At 53.8% G+C, this 18303-nt stretch carries 22 protein-coding genes; 15 read left to right on the top strand and 7 right to left on the bottom strand.

Features of this window, described 5'->3' with window-relative positions:
* Positions 1 to 9: 9 nt before the first annotated feature.
* Positions 10 to 504 carry an ethanolamine utilization microcompartment protein EutK gene (eutK, locus tag J4645_RS17520; RefSeq protein WP_000606266.1) on the top strand — a complete coding sequence of 165 codons (495 nt, stop codon included), beginning with the start codon at positions 10 to 12 and terminating at the stop codon, positions 502 to 504.
* Between the two features lie 47 nt (positions 505 to 551).
* Entirely contained in the window at positions 552 to 1604 is a 1053-nt protein-coding gene (gene eutR / locus J4645_RS17515; protein ID WP_000753666.1) for an HTH-type transcriptional regulator EutR, read from the top strand.
* A gap of 261 nt (positions 1605 to 1865) precedes the next feature.
* Here the strand turns inward: eutR and J4645_RS17510 are convergent, their stop codons facing one another.
* From J4645_RS17510 to amiA, 3 genes are read right to left on the bottom strand one after another with little or no spacing between them, the layout of a single operon-like run.
* On the bottom strand, positions 1866 to 2537 hold the full coding sequence (locus tag J4645_RS17510; RefSeq protein WP_023207719.1) for a hypothetical protein: 672 nt from the start codon (positions 2535 to 2537) through the stop codon (positions 1866 to 1868).
* A gap of 26 nt (positions 2538 to 2563) precedes the next feature.
* Positions 2564 to 3463, bottom strand: a complete 900-nt coding sequence (gene hemF / locus J4645_RS17505; protein ID WP_023215410.1) for an oxygen-dependent coproporphyrinogen oxidase — start codon at positions 3461 to 3463, stop codon at positions 2564 to 2566.
* 2 nt (positions 3464 to 3465) lie between these two features.
* Positions 3466 to 4335 (bottom strand): N-acetylmuramoyl-L-alanine amidase AmiA, encoded by an 870-nt coding sequence (gene amiA / locus J4645_RS17500; protein ID WP_000102880.1) that lies wholly within the window; start codon positions 4333 to 4335, stop codon positions 3466 to 3468.
* Between the two features lie 212 nt (positions 4336 to 4547).
* Here amiA and J4645_RS17495 point away from each other — a divergent pair, with 212 nt between their 5' ends.
* From J4645_RS17495 to J4645_RS17445, 11 genes are all read left to right on the top strand, one after another.
* The gene (locus J4645_RS17495) at positions 4548 to 4973 is read left to right on the top strand and encodes a GNAT family acetyltransferase (RefSeq protein WP_000406008.1); all 426 of its coding nucleotides are present in this window, start codon (positions 4548 to 4550) and stop codon (positions 4971 to 4973) included.
* On the top strand, positions 4960 to 5409 hold the full coding sequence (locus tag J4645_RS17490; protein ID WP_023215016.1) for a DUF2919 domain-containing protein: 450 nt from the start codon (positions 4960 to 4962) through the stop codon (positions 5407 to 5409). The genes J4645_RS17495 and J4645_RS17490 overlap by 14 nt, the downstream gene beginning before the upstream one ends.
* A 61-nt stretch (positions 5410 to 5470) precedes the next feature.
* The gene (locus J4645_RS17485; protein WP_000838967.1) at positions 5471 to 6046 is read left to right on the top strand and encodes an RpoE-regulated lipoprotein; all 576 of its coding nucleotides are present in this window, start codon (positions 5471 to 5473) and stop codon (positions 6044 to 6046) included.
* A gap of 94 nt (positions 6047 to 6140) precedes the next feature.
* A complete protein-coding gene (gene yfeX / locus J4645_RS17480; RefSeq protein WP_000084583.1) occupies positions 6141 to 7040 on the top strand; it encodes a porphyrinogen peroxidase in 900 nt (299 codons plus the stop codon).
* Between the two features lie 236 nt (positions 7041 to 7276).
* Complete coding sequence (gene ucpA, locus J4645_RS17475; RefSeq protein WP_000517460.1) at positions 7277 to 8068, top strand: SDR family oxidoreductase UcpA; 792 nt, start codon at positions 7277 to 7279, stop codon at positions 8066 to 8068.
* Between the two features lie 157 nt (positions 8069 to 8225).
* Entirely contained in the window at positions 8226 to 9242 is a 1017-nt protein-coding gene (gene cysP / locus J4645_RS17470) for a thiosulfate/sulfate ABC transporter substrate-binding protein CysP (RefSeq protein ID WP_001645467.1), read from the top strand.
* Positions 9242 to 10075, top strand: a complete 834-nt coding sequence (gene cysT, locus J4645_RS17465; protein ID WP_000881746.1) for a sulfate/thiosulfate ABC transporter permease CysT — start codon at positions 9242 to 9244, stop codon at positions 10073 to 10075. Before cysP ends, cysT begins: the two co-directional genes overlap by 1 nt.
* Positions 10075 to 10950 (top strand): sulfate/thiosulfate ABC transporter permease CysW, encoded by an 876-nt coding sequence (cysW, locus tag J4645_RS17460; RefSeq protein ID WP_000852705.1) that lies wholly within the window; start codon positions 10075 to 10077, stop codon positions 10948 to 10950. Before cysT ends, cysW begins: the two co-directional genes overlap by 1 nt.
* Positions 10940 to 12037: a sulfate/thiosulfate ABC transporter ATP-binding protein CysA gene (gene cysA / locus J4645_RS17455; protein WP_000021076.1), complete on the top strand. Its 1098-nt coding sequence runs from the start codon at positions 10940 to 10942 to the stop codon at positions 12035 to 12037. The genes cysW and cysA overlap by 11 nt, the downstream gene beginning before the upstream one ends.
* 67 nt (positions 12038 to 12104) lie before the next feature.
* Entirely contained in the window at positions 12105 to 13016 is a 912-nt protein-coding gene (cysM, locus tag J4645_RS17450) for a cysteine synthase CysM (protein ID WP_023215015.1), read from the top strand.
* 251 nt (positions 13017 to 13267) lie between these two features.
* Positions 13268 to 13876: a tetratricopeptide repeat protein gene (locus J4645_RS17445; RefSeq protein ID WP_023215014.1), complete on the top strand. Its 609-nt coding sequence runs from the start codon at positions 13268 to 13270 to the stop codon at positions 13874 to 13876.
* A 99-nt stretch (positions 13877 to 13975) separates the two neighbouring features.
* On the opposite strand, the gene J4645_RS17440 is transcribed toward J4645_RS17445, so the two are convergent.
* Genes J4645_RS17440 through ptsJ form a run of 3 tightly spaced genes read right to left on the bottom strand, consistent with a single transcriptional unit; the run spans position 13976 to position 16444 of the window.
* Positions 13976 to 14359, bottom strand: coding sequence for a YfeK family protein (locus tag J4645_RS17440; RefSeq protein WP_072206302.1), 384 nt, complete (start codon positions 14357 to 14359; stop codon positions 13976 to 13978).
* A 58-nt stretch (positions 14360 to 14417) separates the two neighbouring features.
* Positions 14418 to 15137: a type 1 glutamine amidotransferase gene (locus J4645_RS17435; RefSeq protein WP_001606681.1), complete on the bottom strand. Its 720-nt coding sequence runs from the start codon at positions 15135 to 15137 to the stop codon at positions 14418 to 14420.
* 14 nt (positions 15138 to 15151) lie between these two features.
* Complete coding sequence (gene ptsJ, locus J4645_RS17430) at positions 15152 to 16444, bottom strand: transcriptional regulator PtsJ (RefSeq protein ID WP_001606679.1); 1293 nt, start codon at positions 16442 to 16444, stop codon at positions 15152 to 15154.
* Positions 16445 to 16526: 82 nt separating this feature from the next.
* On the opposite strand from ptsJ, the gene pdxK reads away from it, so the two are divergent.
* Entirely contained in the window at positions 16527 to 17393 is an 867-nt protein-coding gene (pdxK, locus tag J4645_RS17425; RefSeq protein ID WP_000529601.1) for a pyridoxine/pyridoxal/pyridoxamine kinase, read from the top strand.
* Complete coding sequence (locus J4645_RS17420) at positions 17390 to 17629, top strand: hypothetical protein (RefSeq protein ID WP_000844541.1); 240 nt, start codon at positions 17390 to 17392, stop codon at positions 17627 to 17629. The genes pdxK and J4645_RS17420 overlap by 4 nt, the downstream gene beginning before the upstream one ends.
* Before the next feature lie 162 nt (positions 17630 to 17791).
* On the opposite strand, the gene crr is transcribed toward J4645_RS17420, so the two are convergent.
* Entirely contained in the window at positions 17792 to 18301 is a 510-nt protein-coding gene (gene crr / locus J4645_RS17415) for a PTS glucose transporter subunit IIA (protein ID WP_000522253.1), read from the bottom strand.
* Between the last annotated feature and the right edge of the window lie 2 nt (positions 18302 to 18303).

The following is an 18303-nucleotide window of genomic DNA, read 5'->3' as shown; positions in this document are numbered from 1 at the left end:
AGGCTGCCAATGATCAATGCCCTGGGATTACTGGAAGTGGACGGAATGGTCGCCGCCGTCGATGCGGCGGATGCCATGCTGAAAGCGGCCAACGTGCGTTTGCTCAGTCATCAAGTGCTCGACCCTGGCAGGCTCACGCTGGTGGTGGAGGGCGATCTGGCGGCGTGTCGTGCGGCGCTGGATGCCGGAAGCGCCGCCGCGCAGCGCACAGGCCGTGTGATTAGCCGCAAAGAAATTGGTCGTCCGGAAGAGGACACCCAGTGGCTGATTGGCGGGTTTGCGCGTGCGACAACGCCGACTGAGAAAGCGCCCCAGGTACCCGCAACGCCTGAGTTCGCTGAAGCGTTACTGGCGCTGCTGGCATCAGTACGCCAGGGAATGACGGCGGGAGAGGTTGCCGCGCATTTTGGCTGGCCGCTGGAGCAGGCCAGAAACGTGCTGGAACAACTCTTTTCTGACGGAGCGTTGCGTAAACGCAGTAGTCGCTATCGCATCAAAAATTAATCTGTCGGAGGGCCGGGCATCCTGGCGGGCGTCCGGCATAGAAGATCATGAAAAAGACCCGTACAGCGAATTTGCACCATCTTTATCATGAAGCGTTACCCGAAGACGTTAAACTTACGCCCAGAGTCGAGGTGGACAATGTTCATCAGCGACGGACGACGGATGTCTATGAACATGCTCTGACTATCACCGCCTGGCAGCAGATCTACGATCAGTTACACCCGGGTAAATTTCATGGCGAGTTCACGGAAATCCTGCTTGATGAGATTCAGGTGTTCCGTGAATACACCGGCCTGGCGCTGCGTCAGTCGTGTCTGGTTTGGCCAAACTCTTTCTGGTTTGGTATTCCGGCGACGCGCGGCGAACAGGGATTTATCGGCGCGCAGGGGCTCGGCAGCGCCGAGATTGCCACCCGACCGGGAGGCACCGAGTTTGAACTGAGCACGCCGGATGATTACACCATTCTGGGCGTCGTTATCTCGGAAGATGTTATTTCCCGTCAGGCCACGTTTTTGCATAACCCGGAAAGGGTGCTGCATATGCTGCGTAACCAGTTAGCGCTGGAGGTAAAAGAGCAGCATAAAGCGGCGCTGTGGGGCTTTGTGCAGCAGGCGCTGGCCACCTTTAGCGAGAGTCCTGAAACCCTGCATCAACCTGCGGTGCGTAAGGTCTTGAGTGATAATTTGTTGCTGGCGATGGGCACGATGCTGGAAGAGGCGAAGCCGATTCATAGCGCCGAGAGCATCAGCCATCAGGGATATCGTAGGCTACTGTCGCGGGCGCGGGAATATGTGCTGGAAAATATGTCGGAGCCGCTGACAGTGCTCGACTTATGTAACCAGCTACACGTTAGCCGCCGCACGCTGCAAAATGCGTTTCACGCCATTTTGGGCATTGGCCCCAATGCGTGGCTGAAACGTATTCGCTTAAACGCGGTACGCCGGGAACTGATTAGCCCGTGGTCGCAGAGCACCACGGTCAAAGATGCCGCGATGCAGTGGGGATTCTGGCATCTGGGGCAATTTGCCACCGATTATCAGCAATTATTTGCCGAAAAACCGTCGTTGACGCTGCATCAACGGATGCGGCAATGGGCTTGATATTGATGGGTAGGCTCTCCGGTTGCTGATAACGTGCGCGTGTCGGGAATTGCCCGGTGGCGGCTGGCGCCTTACCGGGCCTACGGATTCGCTGCTGTCTGTGGTTGGTAGCCCGGACAAGGCGCGCCAGCGCCGCCTCCGGGGAACCGCGCGCACAACGTGCAAAACAGTTTTGTCATCAGGTCATGAGGATGAGCGTTTATGTTTGCTGATAAGACGTTGCCGTTGTTTGGCAGAAGGGGCAGATAAACCCGTAAAGCATCATAAATTCCCTTCAATCATGATGCTATCATATTGATGCAGAAGCGGTTGTATCCATTCTATAACATATTGAATAAAGGAAGCGTACTCTCCGTTACTGCGCGCAATTATCAGCCAGTGCGAGATTATTTTCTCGCATTCAGCAAGCGTAAATTCATTCCAGCTTGTGTAATCAAAGGATTTATCCTCACGATTTCGTGGGTATAGCTTATTAATTCCAGCGGCCAGTATCTCAAAATCGGACTCGTAAATCATCAGACAGTCAACATTATAATCCCATCCCCCATCCGGATCTTCTTTATAAGGATAGATAAAACATCCAATTTTACTCTCTGTGCGACGATGTCTTTTTCGTAGAGTTGTTCGGCGCCCTTTAACATTAAAATCAAGGTAATAAGGTGGTATTGGGGTATGCAGTGCGGTGGTTATTGCGATCAGGAACTTAGACCACTCTTTATGGTGTATTTCGCGGCTACACCAATAATCGACATCAATATATTTTTCTGACCATCGTAGATCGCAATACTGTTTTTTATGGTTCACGTGGAACGTTGTATCTGTATGGTAATCGTTTATTTGTTGCGTTCCCCAGTATTCGCGAAAAAATTCAGCTAACCTGTTTTTTTGCTCTTCAGGGGATAATGAGGGCGCAGATATGAGGCGGGCGTTCATTGCTACTTCCTTAATGTCATATGTGTTTAAATCCAGTCGCGTACCTGAATAAACTCGCTCAGCGCCGCTTCCGGGCTACCCGCTTCTGGCTGCCAGTCGTATTCCCAGCGCACCAGCGGCGGCATCGACATCAGGATAGATTCAGTGCGCCCGCCGGTTTGCAGACCAAACAGGGTGCCTCTGTCCCATACCAGATTGAACTCCACGTAGCGACCGCGGCGATAAAGTTGAAAATTACGCTCCCGCTCGCCCCAGACCATCGCTTTGCGTCGTTCGACAATCGGTAAATACGCCTCGGTGTAGCCGTTACCGACCGCCTGCATAAAAGCAAAACAGTGGTCGAAATCCGGCGTATTCAAATCGTCAAAAAAAAGGCCGCCAACGCCGCGCTGCTCGTTACGATGCTTGAGGAAAAAGTAGTCGTCGCACCACTTTTTATAACGCGGATACACATCGTCGCCAAACGGCTGGCACAGGTCGCGGGCGGTGCGATGCCAGTGAACGGCATCCTCTTCAAAGCCGTAATAGGGCGTTAAATCGAACCCGCCGCCAAACCACCACACCGGATCGGCGCCCGGTTTTTCGGCAATAAAAAAGCGCACGTTAGCATGGCTGGTGGGAATATACGGATTGTGCGGATGCACCACCAGCGATACGCCCATCGCTTCAAAGCTACGCCCGGCCAGTTCTGGCCGATGCGCGGTGGCGGATGCGGGCATTGCATCGCCGTGAACGTGAGAGAAATTAACGCCCGCCTGTTCGAAAATCCCGCCGTTGCGTAATACCCGGCTACGTCCGCCGCCGCCCGCTTCGCGTCGCCAGCTATCTTCGACAAAGTTTGTGCCATCCACAGCGGATAACGTTTGGCAAATATCATCCTGCAGGCGTAGCAGAAACTGTTTTACGTGATGTGCATCGGGTTTCATGATTACCGTTTCTTCGTGTGTGCTTTCTGATTATCAAACCAGTGAAAATAACTGATGATGCCGTTGGCGATCGCCGTAGCGATTTTCTGGCGAAACGCCGTCGTGCCCAGCAGGCGTTCTTCTTCCGGATTGGTAATAAACGAGGTTTCGACCAGTACCGACGGAATTGACGGTGATTTTAGCACCACGAAAGCCGCTTGTTCGGTAGTGCGGCTGTGTAATTTATGTATAGGTTTGATTTTCTTGAGAATATGCGAACCCAGCGTCAGACTGTTTTTAATCGTATCGGTTTGCACCAGATCAAACAAAACTTGTTGTAATAGATGATCCCGGTCAGTGGCTTTTTTACCCGCCACTTCGTCCGCGCGGTTTTCACGCTCGGAGAGATACTTCGCCATGGCGCTACTGGCCCCGCGGTTGGAAAGCGCAAAAACGGAAGCGCCCGCCGCTTTCGGGTTGGTAAAACCATCGGCATGAATGGACATAAACAGATCCGCGCCGTGCTTATGGGCGATTTCCACCCGATCGTACAGCGGAATAAAGGTATCCCCTGTCCGGGTTAAACGCGCATCGATTCCGTGATTTCGCAAAATAGCGCGTACGTTTTTGGCAATTGCCAGTACGACGTGTTTTTCCTGAGAACCGTTGCGGCCAATCGCGCCGGTATCGATGCCGCCGTGTCCGGGGTCGAGCATCACCAACCGTTTACTGCCGGTTTTTTTGGTTTTGGGTTTGCTGTGACCATTACTGGTTTTTAGCGTTTCTTCTTTGGCTATTGCGTGCGACATACCTGACAGCGTCAGGGCCGCCAGACCTGTTTTGAGTACCTGGCGGCGCGAAGTGAGAGTTTTTAGGAGTTTAAAAGTGCTCATACGGCCTGAGTTGTGAAAATTAAGTTCAAGATGTTATATCGTATCGCGTAATCCGTTACGACAGTTGGTGATGAGAATTGTTTTACTTTTCATTTCAATACGTGACACATCGCCATTATGCCATTTTTTCCGCTACATCGCGTCAGATATTGGCTGAATCAGATGTTTGCGCCATAATCTTGGTTTTTCCACCCGAAAAGGCAACGAATACCATGGAAATACGCGTTTTTCGCCAGGAAGATTTCGAAGAGGTGATCACCCTCTGGGAGCGTTGCGACCTGCTGCGTCCATGGAACGATCCTGAAATGGATATTGAACGCAAGGTGAATCACGATGTCAGCTTGTTCCTCGTTGCGGAAGTTAGCGGCGAAGTCGTCGGTACGGTAATGGGCGGTTATGACGGGCATCGCGGCTCGGCGTATTACCTGGGCGTTCACCCGGAGTTCCGCGGGCGCGGCATTGCGAATGCGTTGCTTAACCGGCTGGAAAAAAAACTCATCGCCCGCGGGTGTCCGAAAATCCAAATTATGGTGCGTGATGATAACGACGTTGTGCTGGGCATGTATGAACGTCTGGGGTATGAGCATTCTGACGCCCTAAGTTTGGGTAAACGCCTGATTGAAGATGAAGAGTACTGAGTTTCATCCAGCCGATTATGATGTACACGGACGTTTACGCCTGCCGTTTCTGTTCTGGTGCGTACTGCTACTTCAGGCGCGCGCTTGGGTACTCTTTGTCATTGCCGGTTCATCCCGTGGACAGGGTAATACTTTGTTAAACTTTTTTTATCCCGACCATGACAATTTTTGGCTGGGGCTGTTGCCCGGCGTTCCGGCGGTAGTGGCGTTTTTACTCAGCGGGCGGCGTGAAGCGGTTCCTGGTGTGTGGCGCTGGCTGCGCAGACTCCTGATCCTCGCTCAACTGGTGTCGTTGTGCTGGCTGCCGGTGATGTGGCTGGGTGGCGACCCGGTCAACGGCGTCGGGCTGGCGCTGCTGCTGGCGGACATCGTCGCGCTGATCTGGCTGTTAACCAATCAACGTTTGCGTGCCTGTTTTTCCCTTGAGAAAGAATAACGGCACTTTTTGGCGAACCCGCACTCCAACCAACGTTAATTAATAAAAGAAAGGAAGTGAGATGAAATCGCTGCGTTTGACTTTACTCGCACTGCCGCTGGCGCTGACCGGCTGCTCGACGCTCTCCTCGGTCAACTGGTCTGCCGCAAATCCATGGAACTGGTTTGGTTCCTCGACAGAAGTTACTGAGCAAGGCGTGGGAGCGCTGACCGCCGCCACGCCGCTGGAAGAGCCGGCTATTGCAGAGGCATTAGATGGCGATTATCGCCTGCGTAGCGGTATGAAAACCGATAACGGCAACGTGGTGCGCTTTTTCGAAGCGATGAAGGGCGACAATGTCGCGATGGTGATCAACGGCGAGCAGGGAACCGTGAGCCGTATTGATGTGCTGGACAGCGATATCCCAACCGCCGCGGGGGGCAAAATCGGTACGCCGTTTAGCGACCTTTACAGCAAAGCGTTTGGTCACTGCGAGCCGGTTTCCAGCGATAGCCATACCAGCGTCGAATGTAAAGCCGAGGGAAGTCAGCATATTAGCTATGTTTTTTCCGGCGAGTGGAGCGGACCGGAAGGCTTAATGCCTCCTGATGACATCTTAAAAAACTGGGACGTGCGCAAAATTATCTGGCGTCGTTAATTTGCGCCTGAACAAACCGCTTCGCTTAAAAACAAGGTAAAATAGCCTCCATTAATGCCACGACTGCGTGGCATTCTCATTTTCAGGAGGAATCATGTCTCAGGTTCAAAGTGGCATTTTGCCGGAACATTGCCGTGCGGCAATTTGGATTGAAGCCAATGTGAAAGGCGACCTGGACGCCCTGCGCGCGGCCAGCAGAACATTTGCCGATAAACTGGCGACCTTCGAAGTCAAATTTCCGGACGCCCATCTTGGGGCCGTTGTGGCGTTTGGCAACAACACCTGGCGCGCCCTGAGCGGCGGCGTCGGGGCGGAAGAACTGAAAGATTTTATTCCTTATGGTAAAGGGCTGGCGCCGGCCACGCAGTATGACGTGCTGATCCATATCCTTTCCCTGCGCCACGATGTGAATTTTTCTGTTGCCCAGGCGGCGATGGAAGCCTTCGGCGACTGTATCGACGTGAAAGAAGAAGTTCACGGCTTCCGTTGGGTGGAAGAACGCGATCTGAGCGGCTTTGTCGACGGGACAGAGAACCCGGCGGGCGAAGAGACGCGTCGTGAAGTGGCGGTGATCAAAGATGGCGTGGATGCCGGCGGCAGTTATGTGTTCGTGCAACGTTGGGAACACAATCTCAAGCAACTTAACCGGATGAGTATCCACGATCAGGAGATGATGATCGGGCGTACCAAAGAAGCCAATGAAGAGATTGACGGCGATGCGCGTCCGGCAACGTCTCACCTGAGCCGCGTGGATCTCAAAGAAGATGGCAAAGGGCTGAAGATTGTGCGCCAGAGCCTGCCATACGGTACCGCCAGCGGTACTCATGGTCTCTATTTCTGCGCTTACTGCGCACGTCTGCACAATATCGAACAGCAGCTTCTGAGTATGTTCGGCGATACCGACGGTAAACGCGACGCGATGCTGCGCTTCACCAAGCCGGTGACTGGCGGCTACTATTTTGCGCCGTCGCTGGATCGCCTGTTAGCGCTATAAGTAAAACCCTGTCGGATGGCAGCGCAAACGCTTTATTCGACCTACGATTGGTAGGCCTGATAAGCGCCGCGCCATCAGGCAGAACAGCATAAAAATGCCCATCCTCGCCTCCGCGGGGATTTTTTTACCTAATATTTACCTGAATTAGTGAGCTATTCCTCAGCACTTATTTGTTATTACTGTATTTTCAGTGTTAATGGAGTGTAAGACTCCATATTCAAAAGGAGACATTGAAAATGGGTAAACTCACGGGCAAGACAGCATTGATTACGGGCGCATCGCAGGGCATTGGCGAAGGGATCGCTCGCGTATTCGCACGCCACGGCGCGAACTTAATCTTGCTGGATATCTCCGATGAGATTGAAAAGCTGGCGGATGAGCTGGGCGGGCGCGGGCATCGCTGTACTGCCGTTAAAGCCGACGTCAGAGATTTTGCTTCGGTGCAGGCGGCGGTTGCGCGCGCCAAAGAGACTGAAGGTAGAATTGATATTTTGGTGAATAACGCTGGCGTGTGCCGTCTGGGCAACTTCCTCGATATGAGTGAAGAAGATCGCGATTTCCACATTGATATTAATATTAAAGGTGTCTGGAACGTCACCAAAGCCGTCCTGCCGGAGATGATTAAACGTAAAGATGGCCGCATTGTGATGATGTCTTCCGTCACGGGAGATATGGTGGCGGACCCGGGTGAAACGGCCTATGCGCTGTCAAAAGCCGCCATTGTCGGTTTAACCAAATCGCTGGCGGTAGAGTATGCGCAGTCCGGTATTCGTGTGAATGCCATTTGCCCCGGTTATGTAAGAACGCCGATGGCGGAAAGCATTGCCCGTCAGTCTAATCCTGACGATCCGGAATCGGTATTAACGGAAATGGCAAAAGCTATTCCGCTACGCCGTCTTGCCGATCCGCTGGAAGTAGGGGAACTGGCGGCATTTCTGGCTTCCGATGAGTCCAGCTATCTTACCGGAACGCAAAACGTCATTGATGGCGGCAGTACCCTGCCTGAAAGCGTAAGCGTAGGCGTCTGATTGATGCCGGTCTCCTCCCCGCGCCGCGTGGGGAGGGATTCTCTTATTCCCTTTTCAACTTTCAAATCATCAAACGGTATATAAAACCGTTACTCCTTTAGCGCTGGTTATAAATATGATGACCATAAGAAAGTCATTAAATTTATAAGGGTGCGCAATGGCCGTTAACTTACTGAAAAAGAGACCCCTGACGCTGGCAGCAATGCTGTTACTGGTAGGGCAGGCGCAGGCAACGGAGCTGCTGAACAGCTCATACGATGTCTCCCGCGAGCTGTTTGCCGCCCTTAACCCGCCGTTTGAGCAACAATGGGCGAAGGAGAACGGCGGCGATAAGCTGACGATTAAGCAGTCTCATGCCGGGTCATCAAAACAGGCGCTGGCGATTTTGCAGGGACTGAAGGCAGACGTCGTGACCTACAATCAGGTGACCGACGTACAGATTCTCCATGATAAAGGCAAACTGATCCCTGCCGACTGGCAAAGCCGTCTGCCGAACAACAGTTCGCCATTCTATTCCACGATGGGCTTCCTGGTGCGCAAGGGGAACCCGAAAAATATTCACGACTGGAGCGATCTTGTACGTTCCGACGTGAAGCTGATTTTCCCTAACCCGAAAACCTCCGGCAACGCCCGTTACACGTATCTGGCGGCATGGGGCGCGGCGGATAACGCGGACGGCGGCGATAAAGCCAAAACCGAACAGTTTATGACCCAGTTCCTGAAAAACGTCGAAGTGTTTGATACCGGCGGTCGCGGCGCTACGACTACCTTTGCCGAGCGTGGTCTGGGCGATGTGCTGATTAGTTTTGAATCGGAAGTGAACAACATCCGCAAACAATATGAAGCCCAGGGATTTGAAGTGGTGATCCCGAAAACGAACATTCTTGCTGAGTTCCCGGTTGCCTGGGTGGATAAAAACGTGAAGGCCAACGGCACAGAAAAAGCCGCCAAAGCTTACCTGAACTGGCTGTATAGCCCGCAGGCGCAGACCATCATCACCCATTACTACTACCGCGTGAATAACCCGGAAATCATGGGCAAGCAAGCAGATAAATTCCCGCAGACCGAACTGTTCCGCGTGGAAGACAAGTTTGGCACGTGGCCGGAAGTGATGAAAACGCACTTTGCCAGCGGCGGCGAGCTGGACAAACTGTTGGCGGCGGGGCGTAAGTAATGCTTGCCGTTTCTTCCCGACGCGTGCTGCCCGGCTTTACGTTAAGCCTCGGCACCAGTTTGCTGTTTGTCTGCCTGATCCTGCTGTTGCCGTTGAGCGCGCTGGTGATGCAGCTCTCACAGATGAGCTGGTCGCAATACTGGGATGTCGTGACCAACCCTCAGGTGGTGGCTGCCTATAAAGTGACGCTACTGGCGGCATTTGTGGCGTCGATTTTTAACGGCGTGTTTGGCCTGCTGATGGCGTGGATTTTAACCCGCTACCGTTTTCCTGGGCGCACGTTACTGGATGCGCTGATGGATCTGCCGTTTGCGCTGCCGACAGCGGTGGCGGGGTTAACGCTGGCCTCGCTGTTCTCAGTGAACGGTTTCTACGGTCAGTTTCTAGCGCAGTTTGATATCAAAGTGACCTATACCTGGCTCGGTATTGCGGTGGCGATGGCCTTTACCAGCATTCCATTTGTGGTGCGCACTGTCCAGCCGGTACTGGAAGAGCTGGGGCCGGAATATGAAGAAGCGGCACAAACGCTGGGGGCCACCCGCCTGCAAAGTTTTCGCAAAGTCGTGCTGCCTGAGCTGTCGCCTGCGCTGATTGCCGGCGTGGCGCTCTCTTTTACCCGTAGCCTGGGCGAGTTTGGCGCGGTGATTTTTATCGCCGGAAATATCGCCTGGAAAACAGAAGTGACCTCGCTGATGATTTTTGTGCGCTTGCAGGAGTTTGATTACCCAGCCGCCAGCGCGATTGCCTCGGTGATCCTTGCGGCGTCACTGCTGCTGCTGTTCTCAATTAACACTCTGCAAAGTCGCTTTGGTCGACGTGTGGTAGGTCATTAATGGCGGAAGTGACTCAATTGAAGCGATACGACGTCCCCCGCATTAACTGGGGAAAATGGTTTTTGATTGGCGTCGGGATGCTGGTTTCGGCGTTTATCCTGCTGGTGCCGATGATTTACATCTTCGTGCAGGCGTTCAGCAAAGGGTTAATGCCGGTACTGCAAAATCTGGCCGATCCGGACATGCTGCACGCCATCTGGCTGACGGTGTTGATTGCCTTGATCGCAGTGCCGGTGAATCTGGTGTTCGGCATTCTGCTGGCGTGGCTGGTGACGCGCTTTAACTTCCCCGGACGTCAGCTACTGCTGACCCTGCTGGATATTCCCTTTGCCGTCTCGCCGGTGGTGGCCGGTCTGGTTTATCTGCTGTTTTATGGCTCCAACGGCCCGTTGGGCGGCTGGCTGGATGAGCATAATTTGCAAATGATGTTCTCCTGGCCGGGGATGGTACTGGTCACTATTTTTGTCACCTGCCCGTTTGTGGTGCGCGAACTGGTGCCAGTGATGCTCAGTCAGGGCAGTCAGGAAGATGAGGCGGCGATTTTACTGGGCGCATCCGGCTGGCAAATGTTTCGCCGCGTGACGTTGCCGAATATTCGCTGGGCGCTACTTTACGGCGTGGTGTTAACCAACGCCCGCGCGATTGGCGAGTTCGGCGCGGTGTCGGTGGTGTCCGGCTCGATTCGCGGCGAAACGTTATCGCTACCGTTACAGATTGAATTACTGGAGCAGGACTACAACACCGTCGGCTCCTTTACCGCCGCCGCATTGTTGACGCTAATGGCGATTATTACCCTGTTTTTGAAGAGCATGTTGCAATGGCGTCTGGAGAATCAGGAAAAACGCGCGCAACAGGAGGAAAATCATGAGCATTGAGATCGCCAGAATTAAGAAATCGTTTGGTCGTACTCAGGTACTGAATGATATCTCGCTGGATATTCCTTCCGGCCAGATGGTTGCCTTGTTGGGGCCGTCAGGTTCCGGCAAAACGACGCTGCTGCGCATTATTGCTGGGCTGGAACATCAGTCCAGCGGCCATATTCGTTTCCACGGTACGGACGTTAGCCGCCTGCACGCGCGTGAGCGTAAAGTCGGTTTTGTGTTTCAGCACTATGCGCTGTTTCGCCATATGACGGTGTTTGACAACATTGCTTTTGGTCTGACGGTGCTGCCGCGACGCGACCGCCCAACTGCGGCGGCGATTAAAACGAAAGTGACGCAATTGCTGGAGATGGTGCAACTGGCGCACCTCGCGGATCGCTTCCCCGCCCAGCTTTCCGGCGGACAAAAACAGCGCGTGGCGCTGGCGCGCGCGCTTGCCGTGGAACCGCAAATTCTACTGCTGGATGAACCCTTTGGCGCGCTGGATGCCCAGGTACGTAAAGAGTTACGTCGCTGGTTGCGCCAGCTACATGAAGAACTGAAATTCACCAGCGTCTTTGTCACCCACGATCAGGAAGAAGCGACGGAAGTGGCGGATCGGGTGGTGGTGATGAGTCAGGGCAATATCGAACAGGCTGATGCGCCGGATCGAGTGTGGCGTGAACCGGCAACCCGCTTCGTACTGGAGTTTATGGGCGAGGTGAACCGCCTGACAGGCACCGTCCGCGGCGGGCAGTTTCACGTTGGCGCGCATCGCTGGCCGCTGGGTTATACGCCCGCGTACCAGGGGCCGGTCGATCTGTTCCTGCGTCCGTGGGAGGTGGATATTAGCCGCCGCACCAGCCTGGATTCTCCGCTACCAGTACAGGTCATTGAGGCCAGCCCGAAAGGTCACTATACACAGCTAGTGGTGCAGCCGCTGGGGTGGTATCACGATCCGCTGACGGTGGTGATGGCGGGTGAGGATGTTCCGGTTCGCGGCGAGCGTTTGTTTGTTGGACTGCAAAAAGCGCGTCTGTATAACGGCGACCAGCGTATTGAAACGCGTGAAGAGGAACTTGCTCTGGCGCAATCGGCCTGATAGGTTAATTTGTATAGTTATCGCCCGGTGGCGCTACGCATACCGGGCTTTTTTACGAGCTGAAAACGTGAATACATTAGAACAAACCATCGGTAATACGCCGCTGGTCAAATTACAACGTCTGGCGCCGGATAACGGCAGTGAAATCTGGGTCAAGCTGGAAGGCAATAATCCGGCAGGATCGGTGAAAGATCGCGCGGCGCTATCGATGATTGTCGAGGCGGAAAAGCGCGGGGAAATTAAACCGGGCGATGTCCTGATTGAAGCGACCAGCGGCAACACTGGCATTGCGCTGGCGATGATCGCCGCGCTGAAAGGTTATCGCATGAAGCTGTTGATGCCGGACAACATGAGCCAGGAGCGTCAGGCGGCAATGCGGGCCTATGGCGCGGAACTGATTCTGGTCACTAAAGAGCAGGGAATGGAAGGGGCGCGCGATTTGGCGCTCGCTATGTCTGAGCGAGGCGAGGGCAAACTGCTCGATCAGTTTAATAATCCTGATAACCCCTACGCCCACTACACCACCACCGGCCCGGAAATCTGGCGGCAAACGTCAGGTCGCATCACCCATTTTGTTTCCAGCATGGGCACCACCGGCACCATTACCGGCGTGTCGCGTTTTCTGCGCGAGCAGGAAAAGCCGGTCACTATCGTTGGCCTGCAGCCGGAAGAGGGCAGCAGTATTCCGGGAATTCGCCGCTGGCCTGCGGAATATATGCCGGGCATATTTAACGCTTCGCTGGTGGATGAGGTGCTGGATATTCATCAGAATGATGCCGAAAACACCATGCGTGAACTGGCGGTGCGTGAAGGGATTTTCTGCGGCGTGAGTTCCGGCGGCGCGGTAGCGGGTGCGTTACGCGTCGCACGAGCCACGCCCGGTGCGGTAGTGGTGGCAATTATCTGCGATCGCGGCGACCGTTACTTGTCTACCGGCGTGTTTGGTGAAGAGCATTTTAGCCAGGGGGCAGGGATTTAAATATGATCGCCAATGCTATGAAATTGACCAGGAATTGCGCGATTTTTCCTGCTAGTTGCACCATGTCTCCTCTGTTCAAACTGAAACTCATTGGATAAGTGACTGCAAAAGGGATATGACCGCACAATTTCAACTGGGCCGGAAATATCACATTGTCGATGGTGCGGAATCAGACATACAGAAAGCTATCTTTAGGCATAAAAACACGTCAAAAAGGATGATGACGCTACGTAATTAAAGGAATTAATTTCATGAAATCTGCTTTCCGGACACTGATTTTTGTCGGTTTGTTTTACGCCATTGCCCCTCTTGCCTATGCAGAAACCTCGTTGGATGAGTTACAGCAACAGGCAGATCGAGGGGATATGAATGCGCAGTTTCAACTGGGCCGTAAATATCATATTGGCGATGGTGTGGAGCGTGATGTGGAGAAAGCCGTTTTTTGGTATCAAAAAGCCGCAGCTCAAGGGAGCGCAAAAGCGACAAATAATCTGGGCGTGTTATATGAGCATGGACATGTTGCCCCCGAGGATGAGCACCGTTCAGTAGAATGGATAATGGAAAAATCATTTGCCTATTTTACGGATGCCGCTAAAAAGGGTCAGTGTACCGCCCAGCAAAATATTGGTGCGACTTATGCTTATCGACACGAATATGTTCAGGCGTGGGCATGGCTCACGGTAGCAGCGACGCGAGGTTCTAAATGGGGATTGATAGACCGGGGACGTTTTGAGAACAGTATGAGTTCCGATGAACGAAAACAGGCGGAGAAACTGGCGAAGGAATACCTGCAAAAATACGACACGAAAGAAGGGCGGTGTAACGAGCAGACGATTGATTTGAGTACTTATAAGCGTTAATCCTGCTCTACTTTTTAAGCAACAGATCTGCCTGGCAGGTCTGTTGCATGAGAATAACCCATTGCGCACCGCCAGCTTCATTGCTGCGGTTTACTTCCCTTACGGCGCAACCGTTTTATCCGTTTCCGCAATAAGCGCATGTAAATAAGGCTGCGCGTTTTCATCGCTTTTACCGGGAATTTTAACGATATAGGGTTTTCCGGTGATGGACGACGACGACGCGACTTTATCGATAAACTGTTCGGCGGTGTCGATACGATTGCGCGTGTTACCCAGTTTTAAGCGCAGGTGCGATACGGCTTCCTCGCAGTTATGCGCATCACCGTTACGAACGAATGTCAGATCCTGTTTCTGCGCCAGCGCATTAAGCATGGCGTTAATGCGAGCTTCTTCATGGGCGTTTAGTTTCGCCCAGGCGGGTAGAGTCAGCAGGAGCGCAACGACGGCGCAGACAATTTTCTTCATGGTAAAATCCTTTTTCATGCGAGAATCACTGCACCTCAGACCGTTAGCCGGGTAATAAGTTGCACTCCTGGTGGGGTTATTTCTGTGAGTGCGCCAGCGTGAGTTCATCCAGAAAACGCCACAGCTTTTCATTCATTTGCTGGTAATCCCATGCGCGCATCTCGGCGACCGAGCGGATAAAACGCTTCCCTTGCGCGTCGGCCAACTCCTGTTGCGAATGTTGGATTAATCCTTCAACCGCCTCGACGGTAAATTCCATATGACACTGGAAGCCGTAGACAAAATTGCCGTACTGCACTATCTGACGTGGACAGCCGGCACTTTCAGCCAGCACGGTCGCCTGATCGGTGAGTCCTGGCATATCGTTGTGCCAGTGGCCGACGGTTAACGGGGAGCCAAAGTGGGTGATAAGCGGATGCCGCAGACCGGCTTCAGTGAGCGTAATAGGGTAGTGACCAATCTCTTTTTCCGGACTTTGGCACACAGCGGCGCCCAGCGCCTCGCCAATGAGCTGCGAACCAAGACAAATGCCGATAACCATTCGCCGGGCCGTAATCGCCTGATTAATTAAGTGCTGTTCGGCGTGAGAGTCAAAGTACGGGCACTCTTCGCGGGTGGTGCGCGGCGACTGCGGACCGCCAAATACCACGAGCATATCGAACTCATCGGCATTGGGCGGTAGCGCTTCTCCGGCATAGACGCGCGACCATGAAATGGTATAACCGCGATCTTCAGCCCATTTCAGATAAGCGCCAGCGGATTCAAACGACTCATGGACAACAAAATGAACTCGCACGTTATTTTCTCCTGTTAGCGATTTAGCGCCTGATGGATATCAGCCGCCAGCGTGTTGATCTCGCCGTCATTTAATGTCGACAGCGTGATACGTAGACCGTGAGACGGCGCGCTTACGCCAAAGGCTTCTCCCTCACGTACCAGCCAGCCGGATTTTGCCAGCGTAAACGCGGTAGCCTGGCTATGGGTGTCCAGCGGGAGCCAGGCATTCACGCCGTCGCCGGGAGAAATGGCGATGCCATATTGCTGTAGGGCGCAGGCCAGTTTTTGTTGCCGGGCGGCGTAAAACAGCCGCGTTTGCGCCAGCCTGTGCTGATACTCAGGGTCGGTCAGGCAGGCGTAGACCAGATCCTGTAACAGATGGCTGACCCACTGACTACCGGCATTTAGCCTCAGCCGAAGTTTTTCCGAGGTCGCGCTGTCGCTGGCGACAATAGCAAGACGTAAATCGGGGCCGAGGGCTTTGGAAACGGAGCGTATCACCGCCCAGTGTTGCGTTGTCTGCGCAATAACCGGCTGCCAGGGCGACGAAGAAAGTAGAGCGAAGTGATCGTCGATAATGACCAGTACCTGAGGGTAACGCGCCAGTATATTTTGCAGCGCAGCGGCACGGCGAGCGCTCAGACTACAGCCGGTAGGGTTGTGCGCGCGCGGCGTTAAGATCACTGCCCGCGCGCCCTGATTTAGCGCCTGCTCCAGCTTTTCAGGCTGCATTCCTTCGCTATCTACGCTGACCGGGCTGGCGCTAAAACCGGCATAGCGCAGCATATTGATACTGCTTAAAAAACAGGGATCTTCCACCGCGACGCTGTCGCCCGGCAGCAGATGCGCGCAAAGCAGTCTTTCGATAGCGTCGATAGCTCCGCTGGTGATATCAATTTCGCCTGCGACGGGAGTGGCATCCCGTAGCCAGCGCGCCGCCCAGGCGTGTAGTTCAGGGGAAACGGGCGCATCGCCGTAGAGATGCGGCGTGCGGTTGAGACGGGCAAAATAATGGCTGAGGTCAGGCAGACGCTGCGGATCGGGATTGCCGCCGGAAAGGTCGTGCAGAGGCGTATGCGGATCGCCGCCTTCCAGCGCTACGGGAGACGGACTGCCTTTAATCACCGTCCCATTGCGGCCTAAACTTTGCGCCAGTCCCGCCGTTATCAGCCGTTTATACGCCGCTGCGACGGTATTGCGGTTCACCTTTAATTCGTTTGCCAGCTCCCGTACCGGCGGGAGCGAATCCTCTGCCCGTAACGTGCCGGCAATAATGTGTTGACGGATACTGTCAAAAATTTCGTTAGCGGTTTTTCCGTCGATCATTATTGACCTATGACAAAATGAATTTTAGCATATGACAATGATAATGAGGCGGTAGCCTGCTGTCCAGCGAGAGGAAAATTTTATGGGACAAGAGAGTGATATTCAGTCAGTGCTCTTCGACGACAACCATCGGGCGTTACAGACCGATATCGTCGCCGTCCAGTCACAGGTCGTGTACGGCAGCGTAGGCAACAGCATCGCTGTTCCGGCCATTAAAGCGCAGGGATTACGCGTGGCGGCTGTCCCGACGGTGCTGTTCAGCAATACGCCGCACTATAAAACGTTTTATGGCGGCATTATTCCCGCCGAGTGGTTTGCAGGCTACCTTACGGCGTTGAATGAGCGCGATGCTCTACGTGAATTAAAAGCGATTACCACCGGTTACATGGGCAGCGCAGACCAAATTGTCTTGCTTTCGAAGTGGCTAATGGCGATCCGGGCTTCGCATCCGGATGTGTGTATTCTTGTTGATCCGGTCATTGGCGATACCGACAGTGGAATGTATGTGCAGGCGGAAATTCCGCAGGCTTATCGCACACATTTGTTGCCGCAGGCGCAGGGGCTAACGCCGAACGTATTTGAGCTGGAGATGCTGAGTGGTAAACCGTGTCGCACGCTGGAAGAGGCGGTGGCGGCGGCGCAATCGCTGCTTTCCGATACGCTGAAATGGGTGGTTATCACCAGCGCGCCGGGCGAATCGCTGGAGACCATAACGGTTGCCGTCGTTACCGCGCAGGTCGTGGAGGTCTTTGCCCACCCGCGGGTGGCGACGGAATTAAAAGGGACGGGAGATCTCTTCTGCGCCGAGCTGGTCAGCGGTATTGTGCAGGGAAAAAAACTGACGACCGCGGCAAAAGATGCGGCGCAGCGCGTGCTGGAGGTGATGACCTGGACACAGCAGTGTGGCTGTGATGAGTTAATTCTGCCGCCGGCAGGGGAGGCGCGATGAAGAGTTATCGGCTGGTAGTTCGCCAGCAGGGACGTATCGTGGGGCATTTTGAAACGAGCGGGCTGGACGCGCTGGAAGATATTTGCGTAGCGCGGGCGATGTTTGGTATCACTGGCGGCTATCAGTGCGAGTTGCAAGTGTCCGATTCCGAACGCAGGATGCTGGAGAGTGGCCCGGATGGGATGAAGATCCTGATGCGCGAGAAGTGCTTTCGCCCGGTGACCTCGCAGTTGTAACCCGTGGATTGGCGCTGAAATGTTCGCAACCTTGTAGGCCTGATAAGCGTAGCGCCATCAGGCAGTGCGCCGCACCATCGCCGGATGGCGGCGCAAGCGCCTTATCCGGCCACAGGCAAAAAAAATGGCGCCCAAAGGCGCCATTCTTCACTGCGGCAAGAATTACTTCTTAATGCGGATAACCGGAGTTTCACCCACGGTCACGCTACCGGACAGTTTGATCAGTTCTTTGATTTCATCCATGTTGGAGATAACAACCGGAGTCAGGGTAGACTTGGCTTTTTCTTCCAGCAACGGCAGATCGAACTCGATGACCGGATCGCCAACTTTCACGCGCTGACCTTCTTCAGCAATACGCTTGAAGCCTTCACCTTTCAGCTCAACGGTGTCGATACCGAAGTGAACGAACAGCTCAATGCCGCTATCGGATTCGATAGAGAACGCATGGTTGGTTTCAAAGATTTTGCCGATGGTACCGTCAACAGGGGCGACCATTTTGTTACCGGTTGGTTTGATAGCGATGCCATCACCAACGATTTTTTCAGCAAAAACTACATCCGGCACGTCTTCGATGTTGACGATCTCGCCAGAGAGCGGGGCAACAATCTCAATAGTTCCGGTGTCTTTCTTATCATCAGAAACCAGAGATTTTAGTTTATCGAACAAACCCATGA

It is taken from the genome of Salmonella sp. 32082101201600294FB01SM01 (genome assembly GCF_017572865.1).
GTDB lineage: Bacteria > Pseudomonadota > Gammaproteobacteria > Enterobacterales > Enterobacteriaceae > Salmonella > Salmonella enterica.
This window is presented reverse-complemented; position numbering and strand designations above follow the sequence as displayed.